This window comes from Geoalkalibacter subterraneus, assembly GCF_000827125.1.
Lineage (GTDB): Bacteria > Desulfobacterota > Desulfuromonadia > Desulfuromonadales > Geoalkalibacteraceae > Geoalkalibacter_A > Geoalkalibacter_A subterraneus.
The window spans coordinates 586265-607143 of sequence record NZ_CP010311.1 but is presented as its reverse complement, the minus strand read 5'-3'; the positions used below and the strand labels follow the sequence as shown (position 1 = coordinate 607143).

The following is a 20879-nucleotide window of genomic DNA, read 5'->3' as shown; positions in this document are numbered from 1 at the left end:
GAGAAGAGGGTCAGTCGCTCAGTAAAAGAATAAACCGACACGCCCTTTTCTCGCAATCTTTTCATTGACTTTCCCAAACCTTGTCGCTCGGATGTGGCATCAGGGCGCGCAACTCCATGACTTGCAGCCCCAACTCCGTATCAACAGCGACACTTTCCGCCCAGTCTTCAACCAGCTCACGTGCAGAACCAAAGCGACCGTCTGCCAGCTTGGTACTGATTTCGCTGCAGATAGCTGCGGAGGCGGAAAAGTCTGCTGCCATGAAATCAAGCTTCTCCTGCATGGCCTCGATAAAATGCGGGCTGAGTTTCTCTCCCTGTGCTTCCAAAAAGTAGATCATCCCTTCATCATCCACTACCATCATGTCCTTGCCGGCCCCCTCATCCAGGTCAGCGATGAAAAAATGGCGCACCTCGGGCATGAAATTTTCGGTTTTCTTGGGAGCTTTGCTTTTCTTGCGGCGCTTGTCGTAGACCTCCTCGGCCTGGGCCACCTCCGGGAGAGAGGTTGCGCCTTTCCGCACGCCTTCGTGAACAGAAAGATGGATTCCGGGCAGAGAAGAGAGGTCCTTTTCGCCATGGATCGAGAAACCGTCTATTTCACCGCCTGCGGCAACAACCAGATCACGGCGGCCATCCCCGTCAAGATCGGCAAAAAACGGCGCCGCAGCAGCATCGAATTTTTTCAGCAGGATTCCCTGGGCAAACTGCGGAGCGGCGTCACTGCCCTGGTTGAGAAACAACCGCACCTCTCCGTCTCCGTCACCCACGATCAGGTCCTTGGCCCCATCGAGATTAAAGTCGACCACAACCGGAACCGCATCGGACGCGACGGCTAAAGGCGCGCCGTTGGCCTGCAGATAGCTGCCGCCATCAAAGGAGAGTCCTCCTGTCGCTGCAGCGGTTCCACGAAACAAAAGCACGCTGCCATCCTGGCCGCCCACCAGCAGATCGGGGATCTGGTCGTTGTTCCAGTCTGCAACAAAGGGGGTGGCCCCGGGAATCAGCGGCAGCGGCAGGACTTCAGCGGAGTCGAAGAAATCGACCCCGGCTTCAGAACCGGAGAGCAGCAGCAAGCGCCCCGAGCGATCGGCCGCCAGCAGATCGAGGGAGCCGTCACCATCCCAATCAACCATGAACGGCGCCACAAGTTCACCGCCGCCGCGAGTGACGGTGACCGCACGCCGGACAAAATCCTCGGGGATCAAAACGGGGCGTAGGTCAAAAGAAGCAACCGTCTCCTGCGCAGCCACCACTTCGACTCGACGTAGGTCAGTTTCGCACCCGGCCCGCTCAATGACCAGCGTGTATTCGCCGGGAGCGAGCTCGGAAACTTCAAGGGGCGTTTCCCCCATATAACGTCCGGGATAGGCATGGTTGCCGCCCAGATAAACACGGCATCCCGGCAGGTTGGCCCTGACCTGCAACACGCTTGCGCCGTAAACAAACTCACGCCTCTCACTCGGGTCCGACCATTCACCATGTTCATCCACCGCCTGCACCTGCAGGTAATAGGTCTGTCCCGCTCTGAGAGAAATAGGAGAAGACAGGTCGCCCAGCGTGACTGAGGTGGTCTCCACATCCTGCTCAACCAGCGGTTCGGTCTCTTCCGCACCGTCGAACAGCGCAATCTGATAGCTGACCTTATCAGAGGGGTCGGGGTCCAGAGAGGCATCCCACGCAAGAAAATCCTCCGCCTCGATCACGGCTCCCTGCTCCGGTAGAGTAATCACCGGCCGGGTGGGCGGTTCCTGCACTGCATTGACATAAAACCGTTCAAAGGCGCTCCAGTCACTGATATCCGTTCCGTCGAAAGCCTGAACCCGCCAGGTATGCTCCATATTCTCTTCAAGATCCTGCGTAACAACCGCACTGGTCTGCGAAGCACCTTCAGAGACATCGAACATCTCTGCCACGACAGCTCCGTCCCGCCACACCTGAACATCATAAGTCAAAAGATCGTCATCCCCATCATGGGCATTGTCAAAAATCAGGGTCGGGCGCAGGGAATCGACCTCGCTGCCGCCGAGAGGCGAAACGGGCACGGGTGTTTGCGGCGGGCTGTTGAGCTTTACCGGGTTGGACCCGCCATCGACCCCAAACAGCTCGATTCGCCCGTCAGGGCACAACACCAGTAGACGGCTGTTGATGCCATCGTATATCAGGGAAGACGGCGCCACCAACTGCCCCGGATTGTATCCTGAGGATGAGTGAACTTTGAGAAAAGTGGAAGGAAGGGACAGGATACGGACCTGATTCTTCAGACTGTCCAGAAAGTAGCCTCGACCCTGGTCATCAAAGGCTATTCCGCCAAAAGAAACAAGTGCCGATGAGCCGAATCCGGACTTGGCCGGCAGGGACCGCTTGTAATTTCCGCTGAAATCAAAAACACGGATTCTGGGCTCGACGGTGGACCCTTCAGCGTAATTGTCGGCGACATAAATCTCTTCGGCGTAGGGGTCGACTTCCATGGCGGTCAGAGTGGAAAACTGGCTGTCGCCAGTGCCGGGAGATCCGAAACGGAACTGCAGGCTGCCGGAACCATCAAATACGCTGATCTGCCGAGCCTGGCTGTCCGCCACAAACAGGAAGCCCTGGTGATCCACGGCCAGATCGAAAGCGCGTTCAAAGGCATCGGGACCGCCGCCCACATAATCGAGAACCTCTCCTTCAGCGTTCATGCGCAGCACCGCCGACTCGCCGGCACCATAGAGAGTAATATGACCGTCGGAATCTGTATGCACCGCCAGAGAAGCCACCGAAACCGGCAAAGGCCCCAGGGTTTTCACCGGCACTCCATAGGGGTCGTACTTGACCACAGTTTTGGACCGCGGCTCAGCCACGTAAAGGTTGCCTTCACCATCCATCGCCAGATCGGTAGGCACGGACATCCCTTCATCGATATGCCCCAACGAGGTGATGTTCGGGACACTCGCGGCTTGGGCGACGGGCACAAGGCCCAGCCATATCACTCCGAAAATCAGCCAAATGGCCAGAATCAGGGATTTTTCGGCTGAGTGAGCGCGCATATACGATCCTCCTGAACGACTGCGTTCCGAGAGATACTTTAAGTTGAGATTCATCCTGACTTATGAATTATTGTTAAGTTTTATGCAAGCGAGGTACCAAAAGAAAACCCGCAGACTCGATTGAGCCGTGCGGGCAGAAAAAGAAACAAAAAAGGTCGCTGTTCAAAAGAAAATTTTAAAGAAGGTGCATTCGCAAAAACTCAGAGGATGGCTAAGCAAAAATTTCGTCCTACAAGCCCTGGCGGTTTTTCAGGGGCGAAGGCATACATCAGGTATGTCGAGGTCCTGAAAAAGTGCCGTAACGCCGTAGGGCGGACTTTTTGCGACGCCATCAAAGAAAGCCGAATTTTTTCATCCGATAGCGAAAAGCATCGATCCCCATGTGTAGCTTTTTCGCGGCCTTGGACTGGTTGCCTTCCGCAAGTTCGAGTGACTGGCGGATCAGCTCACGCTCGACCTCCTCGATGTCCACCCCTTCCGGTGGAATCCGAAAGCTCAACGGCGCAGAAGCCGCCGTACTGGTCTTGCCGACGATCTCCTGGGGCAGATGCTCGAGCAACAGCGTTTCTTCATTCTCCAGGATGATCGCGCGCTCGATCACGTTGCGCAGTTCACGGATGTTGCCGGGCCAGTGGTATTCGAACAGAAATTTTTCCGCCATTCTGGAGATCCCGCGCACGTTCTTGCCGAACTCTTTGTTGAAGAATTGAATGAAATGTTCGGTCAGAGGCAGAATATCATCCTTTCGCTCCCTCAGCGGCGGCAGAAAAATCGGGATGACCTGCAAACGATAATACAGATCGTTGCGGAAGCTCTTCTCCTCGATGGACTGCATCAGATTCTTGTTGGTTGCGGAAATGATGCGTACATCGACGGTGATATCCTTGGAACCGCCGATGCGGCGGAAGGAGCGCTCCTCAAGAACCCGCAGCAGCTTGGCCTGCATCCCCATGGCCATGTCACCGATCTCATCGAGAAAGATGGTGCCGCCGTCGGCCATTTCAAACAGGCCCTTTTTCTGCACCTTGGCATCCGTAAAGGCACCGCGCTCATGCCCCATCAACTCGCTTTCGAGTAATGTTTCCGGCACCGCCGCACAGTTGATCGCCATAAAAGGCTTGTCAGCGCGCGCACTCTCGAAATGAATGGCCTTGGCAATGACCTCCTTGCCGGTGCCGCTCTCTCCCTGGATCAACACAGTGCTGGCATCGCTCTGAGCCACTTTTTTGACCATGTCGAGCATGTCGTGCATGTGGCGGCTTTCACCAATGATGTTGTGAATGCCGAATTTCTGCGTTTGAGAGGATCGCAGATGCGCCACCTCTCGCCGGAGCTCTCCCGTTTCCAGCGCTTTTTTGATGGTAATCGCCAGCTCGTCAAGGTTGAACGGCTTGCTGATATAGTCGTAGGCTCCCATGCGCATCGCCTTGACCGCCGTCTCCAGCACCCCCAGGGCGGTAATCATGATGACAATGAGTTCCTCATCGATGGCTTTGGCTTTTTCCAGCACGTCCAAGCCGTTTATACCCGGCAGCTGGATATCAAGCAGCATCAGGTCGGGTGATTCGTCGTGGATCACCTTGAGGGCTTCCTCGCCGGAGCCGGCAGTCAGTACTTCATAGCCCTGCTTGTTGAGATTCTGCTCCAGCGACCAACGGATCAGGTGTTCGTCGTCAACGACGAGTATTTTCTGTTTCGGCACCGGGCGCTTCTCCCTTGGTTTCTGAGCCGCCCGCAGCGGCGGTCGGCAATTCAATAATGAAGGTTGTTCCCTCACCCAGGCGGCTTTCGACCATAATCACGCCGCCATGGTGTTCAATGATCTGCTTGCAGATGGCCAAACCCAATCCTGTGCCCTGGGTCTTGGTGGTGAAAAACGGGGTAAAAATCTGTTCAATCTGCTCCGGGCGCACACCCCGTCCGGTGTCGCTGATGGTGATCCGTATACGATCGGCATCTTCAGCCCGGGAGGTTGATATCCGCAAGACACCGCCCTCCGGCATGGCCTGCAGGGCATTGACAATGATGTTGAACAGCACCTGCTGAATCTGCTTTTCGTCCACCCAGATCAAGGGCAGGTTGTCGGCCAGCTCCTGAACTTTTTCAACCTCGCGCCCTTCCGGATGCTGAGCCGAGAAGAAGAGTGTCTTGCGCACCAGCTCGTTGACGTCGATATGGCTGAAATGAGGCTTGGCCGGGCGTCCGAAGTGCAGCAGATCCGTCGCGATCTTGTTCAGGCGCCCCAGCTGGTCAAGCACCTCGGCGATAATCGTTCTGCGCTCGTCGTCTTCATCAAACTGATCGGCCAGCACAGACATGGCGCCGCTGATGCCCGCCAGCGGGTTTTTGATTTCGTGGGCAATCCCGGTGGCCATCTCTCCCACTGCAGCGAGGCGATCAGCCCGCTCCATCTGCCGATAATGATAATGCTTGAGTTCCTCGCGGGCTTTCTCCAGGTTATCCACCATCTCATTGAAACTATGGGACAACTGGCCGATCTCGTCATCGAAACGCGGCGTGATGCGCACTCCCAGGTCACCGTTCTGCACGCGGGCCATCTGGCGTGCAAGATGCCGCAGGGGACTCTTGACAAACCGCACCAGCACCCAACTGATTCCGGCAGCCAGAATTGCGATCATGCTGAGAGTCGAAAAAAGAAACAGGCGGGTGGTTTCACGCAGCTGACCGTGGGTTTCCGCCAGAGATACATTGAGATTTAGAATGCCGAGCACCTGCTCACCGGGGCCGTGACAGCGGGCGCAATTGGGCTGATTGCGGATCAGGGAAACAATCCCGATCACTTCCTGGTCGCCAAGGGTGAAAATCCCCTCATGCCGCCCTTCGGTAAAAAGCGCGTAATCTCCGGCATTGACCAGCTGCCCCAGCTCCGCCGGGTTGGAAGACTTGAGCACGACACCCGAAGGATGAAAAATGCGCACGTTGACCAGATCGGGGCCGTTGCCGACCGTCTCCAGCATCGTCTGCACCTCTTCGGTATTGCCGAGGCACATGGAGTTGAAAATGGACCGCTCAATCGTCGATATCAGAACCTGGGCGTTCTTGCGCGACACCTGATAGAGGTGTTCGCGCTCGCGCTTGAGATGAAAGGCTCCAAAGCTGGAAATCCCCACCACCACAAGCATAACGCTGAAAATGATCACCTTGGTGATCACACTGACATCGGTGGTCTTCAACGGCAAAATGAGTCATCCCCCAGTAAGGGTGCCACAGGCGTTTTTCACAGGTTACCGGCCGGGACGTCGCGGCACGCTCAGCGTGACTTGCGCTTGAGCACTCTTTGTGCGGCCTCCACCAGTTCTGCCGGCGTCAGCCCGTAGTGAAGCAGAAGCTCTTCGGCCGTTCCGGACTGGCCGAAAACGTCCCGCAGGCCGACCCGCTCCACCGGCACCGGAAATCCCTCGGCCAGGGTTTCACAAACGGCACCGCCCAAACCGCCGATAACGGAGTGTTCTTCTGCGGTGACCAGCGCGCCGGTTTCCCGGGCGGCTTTTAAAACAAGATCAACATCGAGAGGCTTGACGGTGCCCAGGTGCACAACCCGGGCGCTGACGCCCCCCTCTTCCAGGATGCAGGCGGCATCCAGGGCCTGGGCGGTCATCAGACCGGTCGTGACAAAGGTCAGATCCGTACCTTCGCGCACCAGCTTGCCGGCACCGATGCGATAGTCGAATCCCTCTTCGAACACGCAGGGCACCTTGGCGCGTCCTAAACGCATGTAGACCGGGCCATCATATTCGGCGACCGCCCGCACCGCAGCGGCGGTTTCCGGGCCATCGGCAGGGCAGAGAACGGTCATGTTGGGCAGAGCCCGCATGATGGCGAGATCCTCAACGGACTGATGCGAACCGCCGTCCTCCCCGACGGTGATGCCGCCATGAGTCGCAACGATCTTGGCATTGAGCCTGGGATAGGCCAGGGATTGGCGAATCTGCTCAAAGGCCCGCCCCGAGGCAAATACGGCAAAAGTGGACGCGAAGGGGATCATCCCGCCGGCCGACAGGCCTGCCGCCATTCCCACCATGTTGGCTTCGGCAATGCCGGCATTGAAAAACCGCTCGGGAAATTCCTTGGCAAAAAGTCCGGTTTTGGTCGAACCGGAGAGATCGGCATCGAGAACCACGATTTTCGAATTTTCGCGCCCCAACTCCAGCAATGTCTTCCCGTAGGCATCACGGGTCGCTATTTTTTCGCTCACGGCGTTCTAAACTCCATGTATTGAATATCTGATAAATTCACGGGCGGCGGACAGCATCCCCAGAAAATCAGGAATGCCCCAGGTGCTCCAGTGCGCGGTCGAGCTCATCGTCGCTGGGCGGCACACCGTGGTAGTTGGCCTTGTGCTCGAAAAACGGCACGCCCTTGCCTTTGACGGTGCGGGCAACGATCATGGTCGGCTTGCCGGAATACCGGGCCGCTTCGTCCAGAGCGCGGTTGATCGCCGAGATGTCATGCCCGTCCACTTCCAGGACATGCCAGCCGAAGGCGAGAAATTTGGGTCCCAGGGGCGTCACCCCCATAACTTTCTGCACCTCACCGTCGATCTGCAACCCGTTCCAGTCCAGCAGAACGCACAGGTTGTCAAGCTGGTAGTGGGCGGCGGCCATCGCCGCTTCCCAGATCTGCCCCTCCTGAACCTCGCCATCACCCAGCAGGCAGTAAGTCCGGCTGGATCGCTTCTGCAGACGGGCGGCCAGAGAGAGCCCAACAGCCTGGGACAGCCCCTGCCCGAGAGAGCCGGTACAGACCTCCACCCCGGGCGTCTTGCGCATGTCGGGGTGCCCCTGCAGGTGACTGCCGAGGCGACGCAGGGTCTTGAGGTCCTCGGGCGGAAAATAGCCGCCATGAGCCAGGCAGGCATAGAGCGCCGGCGCGGCATGCCCCTTGGAGAGCACAAAGCGGTCGCGATCAGGCCAGTGAGGATTGGTGGGATCGTGGCGCATGGTCTGAAAAAACAGAACCGTCAACACGTCCAGCGCCGAGAGGCTTCCCCCGGTGTGGCCGGAACGGGCGGTGTTGAGCATCTTGAGAACATCCACCCGCAACTGACGGGCGGTATCGTTCAACTCCTGGACCTTCTGCTCATCGAGCATGAATGATTCTCTCCTTCCAAAGCAATAATCTGAATGAGTCATCCGACAACAAGTGTCGAGGCACCCGTTGTCTATCCGTTGTCTATCCGTTATTTATTCGTCCTTCCCACCGGTCAGATAGGACAGAACGAGATCATCAAGGCTGAGACCTTCCGGCGAACGCTCATCGGAAGGTTTGTCTTCAGGCGATGCTGAATTTTCCAGCTCTTCCGCCACCGGTTCGCGCCGTACTTCAACAGCCCGTGGAAGCATCTCGGGGACGTCAGGCGCGGTATTTTCATCCACGGAGGTGGATTGAGCAGCCAAAGCGCAATTCTCACCGAAACGCTCCAGAATGACTCCGTCAAAATCGCCGTTCTTGAGTCGCCGCAGCATCTCCTTGTGCTGCTCCTTCATCAGGTCCTCAACCACCCGTGCCAGATTCTCGATCCGGGTAATGTCGGCATAGGAAACCCGCTTGCTGGACAGGATGCTGCCGGCACGGTAAAGGTGAGTGATAATCTGAGGTTTTTTCAGCCCCCCGTCTTCGGTCTGCACATGGTAGAGTTCACCCTTGTAGCGCACATTGTGATTGAACCCGACAACCATGTCGTCCCCCGCGAAAACTGCTTTATACGTCGGTCCTTGATATCACACTCCGCGAAATGGCGCAATACTAAAGGAGCTCTAAGTAAAATCACTTAACCAGAAGCTGCTTAACTTTGCGAACCGCATCCATGGCGTCGCCTCCATAGAGATCGGCTCCGATGCGCGCGGCATAATCCTCGGTCACCACTGCACCGCCCACCATGGTAAACACTTTGACGCCTTCCTGCCGCAACCGCTCCAGGGTTTCTTCCATGCGCGCCAGGGTCGTGGTCATCAGGGCCGAAAGCCCCACGGCATCCACCCTGTGGTGCAGCGCCGCCTCAACGATCCGGTGCGCAGGCACATTTTTGCCGAGGTCGATGACTTCGAAGCCGTGATTTTCCAGCAGGGTGCAGACAATGTTCTTACCGATATCGTGAATATCTCCCTCGACCGTAGCCATGAGGATTTTCCCCGAAGAGGGGCCCGTCTCACCCTGCATCCGCTCCTTGATCACATCAAATGCCGCATGCATGGTGTCGGCTGACAACATAACCTGGGGGAGAAAGATCTGCTTCTCGCCGAAGCGACGCCCGACCTCCTCCAGCCCCGGCAGCAGACCTTCGTTGCTGATCTGCATGGCGCTCAAGCCTTCATCGAAAGCCTGACGCACCAAAGCCGGCGCTCCTTCGCAGTCCCCTTCGATAATGGCAGCGGCAAGCTGCGCGCGGATATCGAGAGATTGGCCTTCGGCCTGCGGCACATGGGGCGGCGCCTTGAAGCTGCCGTAATGAGCAATATATTCTTCGGCGCGGAGATCGCGGCCCAACAGAACCATGGCACCGCGGAAAGCATCCATCATCCGCTCTTCCTTGGGGTTGACAATGGCGGCGTCAAGACCGGCCTGCAGCGCCATGGCGAAAAATACGGAAGACAGAACGGGGCGATCAGGCAAACCATAAGAGATATTGCTGACCCCCAGCACGGTGGCCAGGCCAAGCTCCTGCTTGATCTGCCGCAGAGCCTCCAGCGTCACTGCCGCCCCTTTCTGCTCGGCGGAGACGGTCAGAACCAGCGCATCGATCACCACATCGCGGGCCGGAAGACCAGCCTTCACGGCCGCATCGAGGATTGCGCGCGCTACGGAGACGCGCCCTTGCGCGTCGGCCGGAATTCCCTGGTCATCCAGAGCCAGGCCGATTACAGCGGCACCGTATTTGCGGGCCAGTGGCAAGACCGTATCGAGGCTTTTACGCTCGCCGTTGACCGAATTGATCAGCACTTTGCCGTCTGCGGCTTTGAGTCCTCGCTCCAGGGCTTCCGGGTCGGAGGAGTCAAGCACCAGCGGCGCCGAACTGACCCCGTTGACTGCAAACACGGCACGCTCAAGAGACAGGGGCTCATCCACCCCCGGCGCCCCGCAGTTGACATCGAGCAGAACGGCCCCGGCGTCGGTCTGCTCCTGGGCTTCCCGTCGGATATAGGCTGTTTTGCCCTCCCGCAGCTCGGCGGCATAACCTTTTTTGCCAGTGGGGTTGATGCGTTCGCCGATAATGGCGCAGGCCGCCTCTCCCCCGACCGGCACCACCGTGCCGCGGCTGGAGAGATACAGGCCGCGAGCGGGCGGGGTCCAGTTCTGGTCGCGCCCTTCGAGGGCCGCACGGATGGCGCGGATATGGTCCGGCGTGGTGCCGCAGCAGCCGCCGATGATGCGCACGCCCAGGGCGATCAGGCGGTCATGCAGAACGGTCATATCGTCGGGGCCGGCAGGAAAAACCGTCTGATCACCCACCAGCTGCGGCAGCCCGGCATTGGCCTGTGAAATAAGAGGCAGAGCGGTCACGGCACGCATCTTCTCGAGCAGGGCATGAATTCCCTCGGGGCCGAGACCGCAGTTGGACCCCACCACATCCACCCCGAGCGCATCGAGGGTCACGGCTGCAGCTTCCGGCGGCGTCCCCAGCACGCTGCGCCCGCCGTCGTCAAAAGTCATCTGCGCTACCACCGGCAGCTGAGAAAACTCCTTGCAGGCCACCACCGCCGCCCGCAATTCACGTATATCGAGAAAAGTCTCCAGGGTGATCAGGTCGGCACCGGCAACGGCAAAAGCTCGAACCTGCTCGCCGAACACCTCGACCATTTCGTCGAAACCGGCATCTCCGACCGGTTCGAGAAAGCGGCCGGTGGGCCCGATGGAACCGGCAATGAAGGATTGCGGCGCGGCGCGGCGAGCCAGCTCGATCCCGCGCGCATTGATCTCCTCGACCCGGTTCTCAAGCTGATAATGACTGAGTTTGACCCGGTTGCCACCGAAGGTATTGGTCACGATGATATCGGCCCCGGCTTCGGCATAGGCCTGGTGAACTGCCGCCACCACTTCGGGCGACTCCAGGTTCATGGCCTCGGGGCTGGCGCCGGGGGCCAGTCCCCGCTCCTGCAACATGGTCCCCATGGCGCCGTCTAGGACCAGCACGCGTTGCTTGAGGGCGTTGAGAAAAGAATTCATTTCGAGCCTCCTTGATCAGGGTGATCATCCGTTTCGCCATCCGATGGCGGGCGCGTCAGGCGGAAGTCAGCGGCGATCGGCGCCCTCACATCCACATGCCCCTTCAAGGTCTCCACCGCCTCTCCGGCGACCAGTATCCTCACCTGTCGCAGATGGGGGAAATTGACCGCAACCGTATTGGCCAACGCATGCACCGTCAGCAATTCCGATATGCTGCCGCCGGGATGGCGTGTAATCAGATCACGGCTGAAATCAAGAACGGCAATCGGCCCCTCTATATCCACCGCCAGCAGTTTCGCCTGGGGCGGCAATACCGTAATGAGCCCTTCCCTGGGACCGAGAATCAACTCCTCAACCACCGCGCGTACGCACTCCCGGTCGCTGCCGCACTCGACGATCTCACGGCTTTCCGTCACCAGAAATTCCGCCTGCGGGTCGCTGAAATAAAGGATGATTTCACGCATCACCGGCGGCTCAGTGGACGTGGGCGCTACTTCAGGCGGCGCGGGGGCGAACAGATTGATTTTGCCGGCCCAGAAAGCGAGGGCAAAAACTGCCGCCAGTCCGAGAACAATAACTGCCGATGCGAGAATGGAGCGCCTTGAAAACATATCTGAATCTCCGCTTTCAGCCCGGCTTTGAGCCCGGCATTCAATCAACCGATCTCCACCTGTTTGACACCATGCAGCGGCTCCCCCCAGAAGGCTCCGCCAACCCGTTCAAAACGATCGGGCACGTCGGTGACGAAAAAACGGTGAGGCGAGCAGGGGGTATGGCGAGTGAGGGAGTCTTCATTCAGGCGGCACGCAACTGCGGCCGCTGTTTCCTCAGCGGAATCGACCAGGGCGATCTGGGGACCAAGCACTTGAGACAGGGTGTTCTTGAGCAGGGGGTAATGAGTACAACCAAGAACGAGTGTATCGATTTTCTCGGTCAGCAGCGGCATCAGGTATTCACTGGCCGCCATGTGCGCAATGGGATGATCGGCCCACCCTTCCTCCGCAAGAGGAACAAACAGCGGGCAGGGCACGCCGAACACATGAACGCGGCTGTCGAGCTGGTGAAGAGCGCGGGCATAAGCCTCGCTTTTAATGGTGCCCTCGGTGCCGATGACGCCGATGCGCCTGCCGCGGCTGAGCTGAAGGGCGCGCGCGGCACCGGGACCGATCACGCCGAAAACGGGCATCTGATAGCGTGCCGCCAGGGCCGGCAGGGCCACCGCCGAAGCCGTATTGCAGGCGACGACAAGGGCTTTGACGCCGAGGGAAACCAGGAAGGCCGCCGCCTCCAGGGCGTAGCGGGTGACAGTGGCGGGGCTTTTGGTGCCGTAAGGGACACGCGCCGTGTCTCCAAGATAAACCAGTTCCTCTTCCGGCAGCTGACGGCTCAACTCCTTGAGAACCGTCAGGCCGCCGACTCCGGAGTCGAAAACCCCGATGGCACGTTCTGAAATCACCCGCTCTCTCCCGATGAAGGCTCCGCAGCCCTGATTCAATAAGCGGAACCGCAGTCCCCGATCATGCCCGGAAAAAGGCATCAATCGGCCGCTCATCGTAGAAAACGGCCCATGCAAAGTCAAGAAAAATGGCGGCTTCCCCAGTCTTCCCCTTCCGCAGCCATTAGGAAACTGCTATAGTAAGCTTTCGCGCAAAACAACCAAACAGCATAAGGATTCCTTTTCATCATGGATCTTTCGCGCATTGCCGATTTTTTTCGCCACCTGCGCACCGATGAAGTCGTGCGCACCCTGCAGGAGGCAAACCTCGGTGAACTGATCACGAATCCCTGGTTCCTGGCGGTTTGCGGGGTTCTGGCGCTGGTCGCGCTGGTCATGAAATGGCGCACGCTGCTGGCCACCCTGGTCGGCTGCGTCGGGTTCGCCTGGCTGCTCTCCTACACGATGGGGCGTGGAACCTCGCTGGAAGAGGGAACCAACGACGCGCTGCTTGTTTTCATCGGCGGCGGGGTCGTGCTGGTCGGCATTGTCATCTACCTGGTTTTCATCCGCACGGACTGAACACATTCCCACCGCGGGGAATCATCAACCCTGACACCCCTGGAGCTTTTCAAGATTGACGCACGCCACGGTCGGATTCACCACCACAATTCCCCTTGAAGTTCTGGTAGCCGCAGGCAGGCGGCCGGTGGACCTCAACAATATCTTCATTACGGCACCCGACCCTCAGGCCCTGATCGAGGAGGCGGAAATCGATGGCTTTCCCCGCAACATCTGCGCCTGGATCAAAGGTCTTTACGGCGCGGTGGTCCGTCATGGCATCGATGAAGTGATTGCGGTCACCGAAGGCGACTGCTCCAATACGCGCGCCCTGATGGAAGTGCTCTCGCTCAGAGGGACCGCGACCATCCCCTTCTCCTACCCCCACGACCGCTCGCAACAAGCGATCGGGCGCCAGATCGATCAGCTGGCCGAATATTTCGCCGTCACCCGCGCCGAGATTGAAGACGCCCGTGGTGAACTTGGGCGGGTCCGCGCCAAGGTTCACGAAATCGATCGGCTCAGTTGGGAGGAGAACCGCGTTAGCGGTGAGGAGAACAACTTCTACCAGTTGTGCACCTCGGACATGAACGGCGATGTGGCGGCTTATGAAAAGCAGGTTGACGCCTTTCTCGAACAGGCGCGCGCCCGCGAGCCGCGCCGGGACGCCCTTCGACTGGCCTACATCGGGGTGCCTCCCATTGTCGGCGGTCTCTACGAGGCGCTGGAGGAGATGCAGGCGCGGGTGGTGTTCAACGAAACCCAGCGCCAGTTCTCCATGCCCTTTTCCTGCACCGGCATGGAGGAGCAGTACCTGCGCTACACCTATCCCTACGACATTTTCACCCGCCTGGAAGACATCCAGCGGGAGGTGGCAAGGCGGCGCATCGACGGCGTCATCCACTACGTCCAATCGTTCTGCTTTCGACAGATCGAGGACCTGATCGTGCGCCGCAAGCTCGACGTTCCGGTTATGACTCTGGAAGGAGATCGCCCCGGCCCTCTCGATGCCCGCGGCCGCATCCGCCTGGAAGGGTTTGTTGAAATGCTCAAGGGGCGTAAGGCATGAGAACTCTCGGCATCGATCTCGGCAGCCGCAAAGTCAAATTCGCCGCCATGGACAACGATAAACTGCTGTGGCTGCGCGAATTCGACACCATCTCCTTCTACCGCCGCTACGGCGGCTTGCGCGACGGCGCCCTGACGATCGACTTCCCGGCTCTCGACCTGTTTGACGGCCAGGAGGAGGCCGAAGCCATGGTGGTGACCGGCTACGGCCGCAACACCATCAACCTGGCCGGCGCGCGGGTCATTCCGGAAATTCAGGCTCATGTCGCCGGCGCCCGTTTTCAGACCGGCCTCGAAACCTTCACCCTGCTTGATCTCGGCGGCCAGGACACCAAGGTCGCGCGGGTGGAAAACGGTATCCTGCAGGATTTCCTGATGAACGACAAGTGCGCCGCAAGCTCCGGGCGCTACCTGGAAAACATGGCACAGGTTCTGGAAATCGACCTTGACGAGCTCTCGCGCCACAGCGAAAACCCTGTACCTCTGGATGCCACTTGCGGCATATTCGGGGAAAGCGAGCTGATCGGCAAGATCGTCGAGGGCTACCCCCTGTCGGAGCTGTGCGCTGGGATCAACCAGACCCTGATCAAGCGGGTGATGCCGATGCTGCGCCGCTTCCCCCGCGACACCCTGCTCGTCACAGGAGGGGTGGCGCGCAACCAGGCCTTCCTGCACCTGCTGCACCAGGCCGTCGGGTGCGCTCCCCTGCCGCCCGAACACCCCCAGCACAACGGTGCCATCGGCTGTGCGGTGCTGGCCGGCAGGGAATAAAGATCGTACCGATTTACCGCGCGGGGTCGCAACTCCCATGACAAGGGTGTTTGGCGCCAGGTATGGCGCCAATCAAACGGCCAGGGATGGCGAAAAGTGGCCCTTGTCATGGGAGTTGCGACCCCGCACTGAACAGTAACCGACCACCCTTGAACAAGGATCGATTCTTATGACTTTTCGCAAGAGAGACGGGCTGTTTCTGCTCATCGTGGCAGCGGTTTTCATCACTTTTTATGTCATCTCCGGTTCCATCAAAACGACGCGCGTTCCCTACGACGAAACCCACCGCCCTTTCTACGAAATGCGCGAAGCCGGCATGAAAAAGATCGAGGTCGACGCCCAGTGCGAGCAGTGCCACGACGGAGAACAGATCGCCTTCCCGCCGGAGCACCCGGCCAAGCCCGGCGATGCGCCCATGCGCTGCCTTTTCTGTCACAAGCTGGAAGATCGCTGATCTGTTCCGCCCCTCCGTTCATCTTCGACCCGCACGACCCCTTCGCTTCAGCTTCGCTCCCTGCCTTATGACAGGGGGCGAAGCCATCAATGCGACTTTTTCTGTCGCAACACGCCGCCACACTGAGTTCACTGCAAGCCTTTTCCTGTGGTAGAGGTCACCAGCTTGCCGTGCTTGACCCCTTTGGTGCCGATCAACTCATCGGCCAGACGGCGCACCTTCAACGTGCGACCTTTGACCACAACCACTTCCAGGCAGTGATGCGCGTCGAGGTGCACATGCAGGGTCGAGATCACCGCCTCATGGTGCGAATGCTGGTGCTCGGTGAGTTTGTCCGCCAGGTCGCGGGTGTGGTGATCGTAGACCAGGGTCACCGTTCCCACGGTTTCCTCGTCATCACCGGACCACTGCTGCTCCACAAGGGCATTACGGATCAGGTCGCGAATCGCTTCGGAGCGATTGTCATACCCTTTGCTTTCGATGAGCTCGTCGAACTGCTGCAGCAGACGTTCGTCGATGGAAATGCCGAAGCGGGTGGTTTCAGCCATAGGGTCCTCCAGGAGTAAGATGAAAACCTGTTTCCTGCCCCTCCTGGTCATCCGGCAAGACCTGAGAGTCGGGCAACCGAATACAGCAACGCATACAGGGGAAAACGGGTCGAGTTGAAAAACTGTCTAGCATGCTCCCTTATTGCGGTCAAGCGCGGCCAGAGGAGGGGTTGCAGGGGCCGACCCGTCTTTTTCATCCTCTGCTTATCCACAACCTGTCCACCGGCTGATCACAATATATGGTGTTGCGGCCGATAATTTTAATCTACATATTGGGCTTTTTGCCTTGACTGCGTCCATCTCTATGCTAAATTCAATTTCGGTTTCAGACGCCGTCGGCTGCATGAATTATCGTGGCAGACAGGCGTGCAAATTTCGACAAGAGGGGGAAAACTCATGGTACCTTTCATCCGCAAACGCGACGGGCGCGTGGTCGCGTTCGAACAGGACAAGATCGTTGAAGCACTCTGCAAAGCGGTGAGGGCCGTGGGCGGCACGGACATGGAGCGCCCCGCGGATATTGCACGCCAGGTGGTCGGCATCCTTGAGGTGATCTACAAGGACGATCGCGTCCCCACAGTCGAAAACGTTCAGGACCTGGTGGAAAAGATCCTGATCGAAAACGGCCACGCCCAGGTCGCCAAAGCCTATATCCTCTATCGCCGTCAGCACGAATCGCTGCGCCGCACGCGCGAATTCATGCGCGAGTCGGTCGAGTCCATCGACAGCTACCTGGCCCAGGAGGACTGGCGGGTCAACGAAAACGCCAACATGGGCTACTCCCTGCAGGGACTCAACAATCATATCGCCAGCAATATCACCAGCAATTACTGGCTCAACAAGATCTACCCCGAATACATCGCCGCGCCCCATCGCGAAGCGGATTTCCACATTCACGACCTCGGCATGCTCTCGGTCTACTGCTGCGGCTGGGACCTGAAGGATCTGCTGCTCAAAGGATTCACCGGCGCCTACGGCAAGGTGCAGAGCGCCCCGGCGAAACATTTCCGCACCGCCCTCGGGCAGGTGGTCAATTTCTTCTACACCCTGCAGGGGGAAGCGGCAGGCGCGCAGGCGTTCGCCAACTTCGACACCCTGCTGGCGCCGTTCATCCGCTATGACGGACTGAAATACAAGGACGTCAAGCAGGCCATGCAGGAGTTCATCTTCAACATGAACGTCCCCACCCGGGTCGGCTTCCAGACTCCGTTCACCAACGTCACCATGGACATGTCGCCCCCGGCGGGCATGGCCGAGGAGGCCGTGGTGATCGGCGGACAGCTCATGGATTCGGTCTACGGCGAATTCCAGGAGGAGATGGACCTGTTCAACCGTGCCTTCTGCGAAGTGATGATGGAGGGGGATTCCTCGGGGCGCATTTTCTCGTTCCCGATCCCCACCTACAACCTGACTCGCGACCTCGACTGGGACAGCATCCGTTTCGAGCCGATCTGGGAGATGACCGCCAAGTACGGAATCCCCTACTTCAGCAACTTTATCAATTCCGATATGAGCCCCGAGGATGCGCGCTCCATGTGCTGCCGCCTGCGGCTCGACAATCGCGAACTGCGCCGTCGCGGCGGCGGTCTGTTCGGCAGCAACCCGCTGACCGGCTCCATCGGTGTGGTGACCATCAACCTGCCCCGCGCCGCCCACCAGGCCGAAAACAAAGAGGCCTTTTTCGCCCGCATCGGCGAGTTGATGGATATCGCCCGCGATTCCCTTGAGATCAAGCGCAAGCAACTCGAGCGCTTCACCGAGCACGGCCTCTATCCCTACAGCCGCTTCTACCTGCAGGGAATTCAGGAGCGCTCCGGCAGCCACTGGGACAACCACTTCTCCACCATCGGCCTGATCGGCATGAATGAAGCCTGTGTCAACCTCGTCGGGCGCGACATCACCACCGGCGCGGGCAACAAGCTGGCGGAGGAAACCCTGGAGTTCATGCGCGGCAAGCTCGAAAGCTACCAGGACCAGACAGGTCACCTCTACAACCTGGAAGCCACGCCGGGTGAAGGCACCAGTTTCCGCCTGGCACGCGCCGACCGCGAGCGTTTTCCCGAAATCCATGCCGCTGGCGATGACCAGCCCTACTACACCAACAGCACCCAGCTGCCGGTAGGCAGCACCGACGATATTTTTCAGGCCCTGCGTCACCAGGATGCCCTGCAGACCTGCTACACCGGCGGCACCGTCTTTCACGGCTTCCTCGGTGAACGCCTCGAGGACTGGCGCAGCGCGCGACTCTTGGCGCGGCGCATCGCCGAGAATTTCCATCTGCCCTATTTCACCATTACGCCGACATTTACCATCTGCCCCGAGCATGGCTACATCCCCGGCGAACATTTCGAGTGCCCTTACCATGATCACGAGGCGGCCTGAACCGTCTCACCCACAGGAGGAGTCCAATGAGCAGCAAATGTGAAGCAAAAGTTGAAGTTTACTCCCGCGTCTGCGGTTTCTTCCGCCCCGTACAGCAATGGAACAAGGGCAAGAAAGAAGAGTTCAAGGATCGCCGCGAGTTCCTGGTCGAGCACGGCCAGGGCCGGAACTGACACTGGCCATGGGCATTAAAGGATTTCAGGGAACGAGCCTGCTCGATTATCCGGGCAGGATCGCTTCCCTCGTTTTTTACGGCGGTTGCAACCTCACCTGTCCGTTCTGTCACAACGGTTCCCTGGTTCTCACCCCCGAGGATCATCCCGATTATCCAGCCGATACCCTTCTGCGCGAGATCGAAGATCGACGCAAGTTCATCGACGGTGTAGTGATCTCCGGCGGCGAACCAACCCTCGATCCGGAACTGCCGGCGTTTCTCGCCCGCATCAGGGAACTCGACCTGCTGATCAAACTTGATACCAACGGCCTCGCTCCCGCGGTGCTTGAGCAGTTGATGAACGAAAGCCTGGTAGACTACGTCGCCCTGGATCTCAAGACGGCTCCTGGACGCTACAATGAACTGCATCGGGCTCCGGTCGATCTCGAGCTTCTGCCCCAATCGATCGAGCTGCTGCGCAGCGGAACCATCGATTACGAATTGCGCACCACCTGCGTGCCGGGGTTGATCGAAGAACCCGACCTCCATCAACTCGGCAAGCTGCTGCAGGGCGCACCGCTTTGGATTCTGCAGCAGTTCGTGCCCGAGCACGCCCTGGCACCCGACTGGCGCAAGCGCAGCGCCCACAGTGCCGCGACACTGCGCCGCTTTGAAGAAATCGCTTCCCAATACGCCGCCCAAGTCTCCCTACGCGGCCTGTAACATCCCGTCGGCCCAGCCATCCGGGGCGCCCTGCTCCGGAGCAATAATCAGAAAACCTGAAAATACCCTCATCTTTTCGCCCCGGTTCGCTTGAAACTTGACAATTGTTGAGTCTCTTTCTATGTTGTCCGTGCTACTAAAACGCATTTCGGTAGCAAACATATTCCATCCCTTTCAAAGAGCACCTTTTACATGATCCTGTCATGACTTTTTTTCAAGGGAGCGACCTGACATGATTCGGCTTCTTCTCTCCACAGCCGCCCTGCTGTTCGTCCTGTGCACCTCCGCCGGGGCCCATTTCGGCGCCATAATCCCCTCTTCACCCCTCGTTACCTCCGACAGCGGCCCTTTCCTGAAGCTTGCAGCCAAGTTCATCCATCCCATGGAAGGTCACTACATGGAGATGGCCGGGCCCCGGGTTTTCGGGGTGCTGCATGACGGTGTAAAAGCAGATCTGCTCCCGGCCCTCTCTGCAGTCCGCGGCAAAAGCGCCGACCAGGAGGAAGACTTCACTTTCTGGGTCGCCGAGACAACCCTCAAGCGTCCCGGAGACTACACCTTCTACATGGAGCCAACCCCTTACTGGGAGCCGGCGGAAGATCTTTTCATCGTCCACTACACCAAGGTCTGCGTCAACGCTTACGGTCTGCAGCAAGGGTGGGATGAGCCGGTTGGGCTCGAAACAGAGATCGTCCCCCTGACCCGCCCCTATGGCCTGTGGAGCGGCAACCTCTTCTCCGGCCGCGTCCTGCGCGACGGGCAGCCCGTCCCTTTCGCCGAGATCGAAGTGGAATATCTGAATGAATCGCCCGACAACCCCCAATGGATCACCGCACCCGCTGACGCCTTTGTCACCCAGGTGATCAAGTCCGATGCCGACGGTGTCTTCCACTATGCCATGCCGCGCGCCGGCTGGTGGGGATTCTCCGCCCTCAGCCTGGCGGACTGGACCCTGGAGCATGAAGGGGAACAGAAGGAAGTCGAAATCGGCGCGGTCTACTGGGTGCATACGCGGGAGATGAAATAACCAATCGACAAAAACGCTTTTACCACAAAGGTAAAAAACAGAGATAAAAAGAGAGTCCACAGAGATTTTGAAAAACATGAACTTCATAGGGTTCAGTTTTCTCCCAAGCAATCTTACACTCCGATCTGCTTCTCGGTTTTTCTCTGTGCTCTCTGTGCTCTCCGTGGTTCAAGCTCTTGACCAAAAATAGAGGATCCATCATGACCATTAAATCCCCCAAGCTGCTCCTGCTGTTGAGCATGATTGTGCTCTTCACCCTGCAGGCCGGCACAGCCCTTGCTCACAAGGTCAATATCTTTGCCTATATCGAAGGCGTCACGGTCTACACCGAAAGCTATTTCCCTGACGGGCGGGCCGTTGAAGACGGCAAAATCACCGTGGTCGACTCGAACGAAGAAGCTCTGCTTGAAGGCCGCACCAATAAGGAGGGGCTGTTCTCGTTCGCGATTCCAAAAAAAGAGGATCTGGTCATTATTCTCGATGCCGGGATGGGCCATAAAACCCGCTTCAAATTGAAAAAATCCACCTTTGGAGAATAAGTCCT

17 protein-coding genes and 1 pseudogene are annotated in these 20879 nt (G+C 58.6%); 8 read left to right on the top strand and 10 right to left on the bottom strand.

The annotated features are described in order from the left end of the window. Window positions 1-61: 61 nt before the first annotated feature. From GSUB_RS02830 to murI, 9 genes are all read right to left on the bottom strand, one after another. Window positions 62-3028, bottom strand: a complete 2967-nt coding sequence (locus GSUB_RS02830; protein WP_040199102.1) for an FG-GAP-like repeat-containing protein — start codon at window positions 3026-3028, stop codon at window positions 62-64. Between the two features lie 331 nt (window positions 3029-3359). Continuing rightward, window positions 3360-4730: a sigma-54-dependent transcriptional regulator gene (locus GSUB_RS02825; RefSeq protein ID WP_040199101.1), complete on the bottom strand. Its 1371-nt coding sequence runs from the start codon at window positions 4728-4730 to the stop codon at window positions 3360-3362. Further along, window positions 4702-6228, bottom strand: a complete 1527-nt coding sequence (locus GSUB_RS02820; RefSeq protein ID WP_235269899.1) for a sensor histidine kinase — start codon at window positions 6226-6228, stop codon at window positions 4702-4704. Before GSUB_RS02820 ends, GSUB_RS02825 begins: the two co-directional genes overlap by 29 nt. Before the next feature lie 71 nt (window positions 6229-6299). Next, the gene (locus GSUB_RS02815; RefSeq protein ID WP_040199100.1) at window positions 6300-7244 is read right to left on the bottom strand and encodes a transketolase family protein; all 945 of its coding nucleotides are present in this window, start codon (window positions 7242-7244) and stop codon (window positions 6300-6302) included. Between the two features lie 67 nt (window positions 7245-7311). Then, entirely contained in the window at window positions 7312-8139 is an 828-nt protein-coding gene (locus GSUB_RS02810) for a transketolase (RefSeq protein ID WP_040199099.1), read from the bottom strand. Between the two features lie 93 nt (window positions 8140-8232). Beyond that, the gene (locus tag GSUB_RS02805) at window positions 8233-8727 is read right to left on the bottom strand and encodes a RomY N-terminal domain-containing regulatory protein (RefSeq protein WP_040199098.1); all 495 of its coding nucleotides are present in this window, start codon (window positions 8725-8727) and stop codon (window positions 8233-8235) included. A gap of 88 nt (window positions 8728-8815) precedes the next feature. Continuing rightward, entirely contained in the window at window positions 8816-11212 is a 2397-nt protein-coding gene (locus tag GSUB_RS02800; RefSeq protein WP_040199097.1) for a homocysteine S-methyltransferase family protein, read from the bottom strand. Continuing rightward, entirely contained in the window at window positions 11209-11823 is a 615-nt protein-coding gene (locus GSUB_RS02795) for a GerMN domain-containing protein (RefSeq protein WP_052464428.1), read from the bottom strand. The genes GSUB_RS02800 and GSUB_RS02795 overlap by 4 nt, the downstream gene beginning before the upstream one ends. Window positions 11824-11867: 44 nt before the next feature. Beyond that, window positions 11868-12665, bottom strand: coding sequence for a glutamate racemase (gene murI, locus GSUB_RS02790; RefSeq protein ID WP_040201974.1), 798 nt, complete (start codon window positions 12663-12665; stop codon window positions 11868-11870). A 231-nt stretch (window positions 12666-12896) separates the two neighbouring features. Between murI and GSUB_RS02785 the strand changes: the two genes are divergently transcribed. The 4 genes from GSUB_RS02785 to GSUB_RS02770 all read left to right on the top strand — a co-directional run bounded on the left by GSUB_RS02785 (window position 12897) and on the right by GSUB_RS02770 (window position 15501). Then, window positions 12897-13229 (top strand): hypothetical protein, encoded by a 333-nt coding sequence (locus GSUB_RS02785; protein ID WP_040199096.1) that lies wholly within the window; start codon window positions 12897-12899, stop codon window positions 13227-13229. Between the two features lie 55 nt (window positions 13230-13284). Next, the gene (locus tag GSUB_RS02780) at window positions 13285-14277 is read left to right on the top strand and encodes a 2-hydroxyacyl-CoA dehydratase family protein (protein ID WP_040199095.1); all 993 of its coding nucleotides are present in this window, start codon (window positions 13285-13287) and stop codon (window positions 14275-14277) included. Next, window positions 14274-15047: an acyl-CoA dehydratase activase gene (locus GSUB_RS02775; protein WP_040199093.1), complete on the top strand. Its 774-nt coding sequence runs from the start codon at window positions 14274-14276 to the stop codon at window positions 15045-15047. Before GSUB_RS02780 ends, GSUB_RS02775 begins: the two co-directional genes overlap by 4 nt. Before the next feature lie 169 nt (window positions 15048-15216). After that, entirely contained in the window at window positions 15217-15501 is a 285-nt protein-coding gene (locus GSUB_RS02770; protein ID WP_040199092.1) for a hypothetical protein, read from the top strand. Window positions 15502-15629: 128 nt separating this feature from the next. Here the strand turns inward: GSUB_RS02770 and nikR are convergent, their stop codons facing one another. Continuing rightward, a complete protein-coding gene (nikR, locus tag GSUB_RS02765) occupies window positions 15630-16049 on the bottom strand; it encodes a nickel-responsive transcriptional regulator NikR (protein WP_040199091.1) in 420 nt (139 codons plus the stop codon). A gap of 396 nt (window positions 16050-16445) precedes the next feature. Here nikR and GSUB_RS02760 point away from each other — a divergent pair. From GSUB_RS02760 to GSUB_RS02740, 4 genes and pseudogenes are all read left to right on the top strand, one after another. Then, a pseudogene (locus GSUB_RS02760) lies at window positions 16446-18604 on the top strand (ribonucleoside triphosphate reductase). A gap of 8 nt (window positions 18605-18612) precedes the next feature. After that, entirely contained in the window at window positions 18613-19308 is a 696-nt protein-coding gene (locus GSUB_RS02750; protein ID WP_040199088.1) for an anaerobic ribonucleoside-triphosphate reductase activating protein, read from the top strand. Window positions 19309-19540: 232 nt separating this feature from the next. Further along, the gene (locus GSUB_RS02745) at window positions 19541-20335 is read left to right on the top strand and encodes a DUF4198 domain-containing protein (RefSeq protein ID WP_040199087.1); all 795 of its coding nucleotides are present in this window, start codon (window positions 19541-19543) and stop codon (window positions 20333-20335) included. Window positions 20336-20535: 200 nt separating this feature from the next. Beyond that, window positions 20536-20874, top strand: coding sequence for a hypothetical protein (locus tag GSUB_RS02740; RefSeq protein WP_040199086.1), 339 nt, complete (start codon window positions 20536-20538; stop codon window positions 20872-20874). Window positions 20875-20879 lie beyond the last annotated feature (5 nt).

What these genes read in the sequence shown, in the direction of transcription:
- GSUB_RS02830 (WP_040199102.1), bottom strand. Translation starts at nt 3,028, where the DNA reads ATGCGCGCTCACTCAGCCGAAAAATCCCTGATTCTGGCCATTTGGCTG.
- GSUB_RS02810 (WP_040199099.1), bottom strand. Translation starts at nt 8,139, where the DNA reads ATGCTCGATGAGCAGAAGGTCCAGGAGTTGAACGATACCGCCCGTCAG.
- GSUB_RS02805 (WP_040199098.1), bottom strand. Translation starts at nt 8,727, where the DNA reads ATGGTTGTCGGGTTCAATCACAATGTGCGCTACAAGGGTGAACTCTAC.
- GSUB_RS02800 (WP_040199097.1), bottom strand. Translation starts at nt 11,212, where the DNA reads ATGAATTCTTTTCTCAACGCCCTCAAGCAACGCGTGCTGGTCCTAGAC.
- GSUB_RS02795 (WP_052464428.1), bottom strand. Translation starts at nt 11,823, where the DNA reads ATGTTTTCAAGGCGCTCCATTCTCGCATCGGCAGTTATTGTTCTCGGA.
- GSUB_RS02785 (WP_040199096.1), top strand. Translation starts at nt 12,897, where the DNA reads ATGGATCTTTCGCGCATTGCCGATTTTTTTCGCCACCTGCGCACCGAT.
- GSUB_RS02775 (WP_040199093.1), top strand. Translation starts at nt 14,274, where the DNA reads ATGAGAACTCTCGGCATCGATCTCGGCAGCCGCAAAGTCAAATTCGCC.
- GSUB_RS02770 (WP_040199092.1), top strand. Translation starts at nt 15,217, where the DNA reads ATGACTTTTCGCAAGAGAGACGGGCTGTTTCTGCTCATCGTGGCAGCG.
- nikR (WP_040199091.1), bottom strand. Translation starts at nt 16,049, where the DNA reads ATGGCTGAAACCACCCGCTTCGGCATTTCCATCGACGAACGTCTGCTG.
- GSUB_RS02750 (WP_040199088.1), top strand. Translation starts at nt 18,613, where the DNA reads ATGGGCATTAAAGGATTTCAGGGAACGAGCCTGCTCGATTATCCGGGC.
- GSUB_RS02745 (WP_040199087.1), top strand. Translation starts at nt 19,541, where the DNA reads ATGATTCGGCTTCTTCTCTCCACAGCCGCCCTGCTGTTCGTCCTGTGC.
- GSUB_RS02740 (WP_040199086.1), top strand. Translation starts at nt 20,536, where the DNA reads ATGACCATTAAATCCCCCAAGCTGCTCCTGCTGTTGAGCATGATTGTG.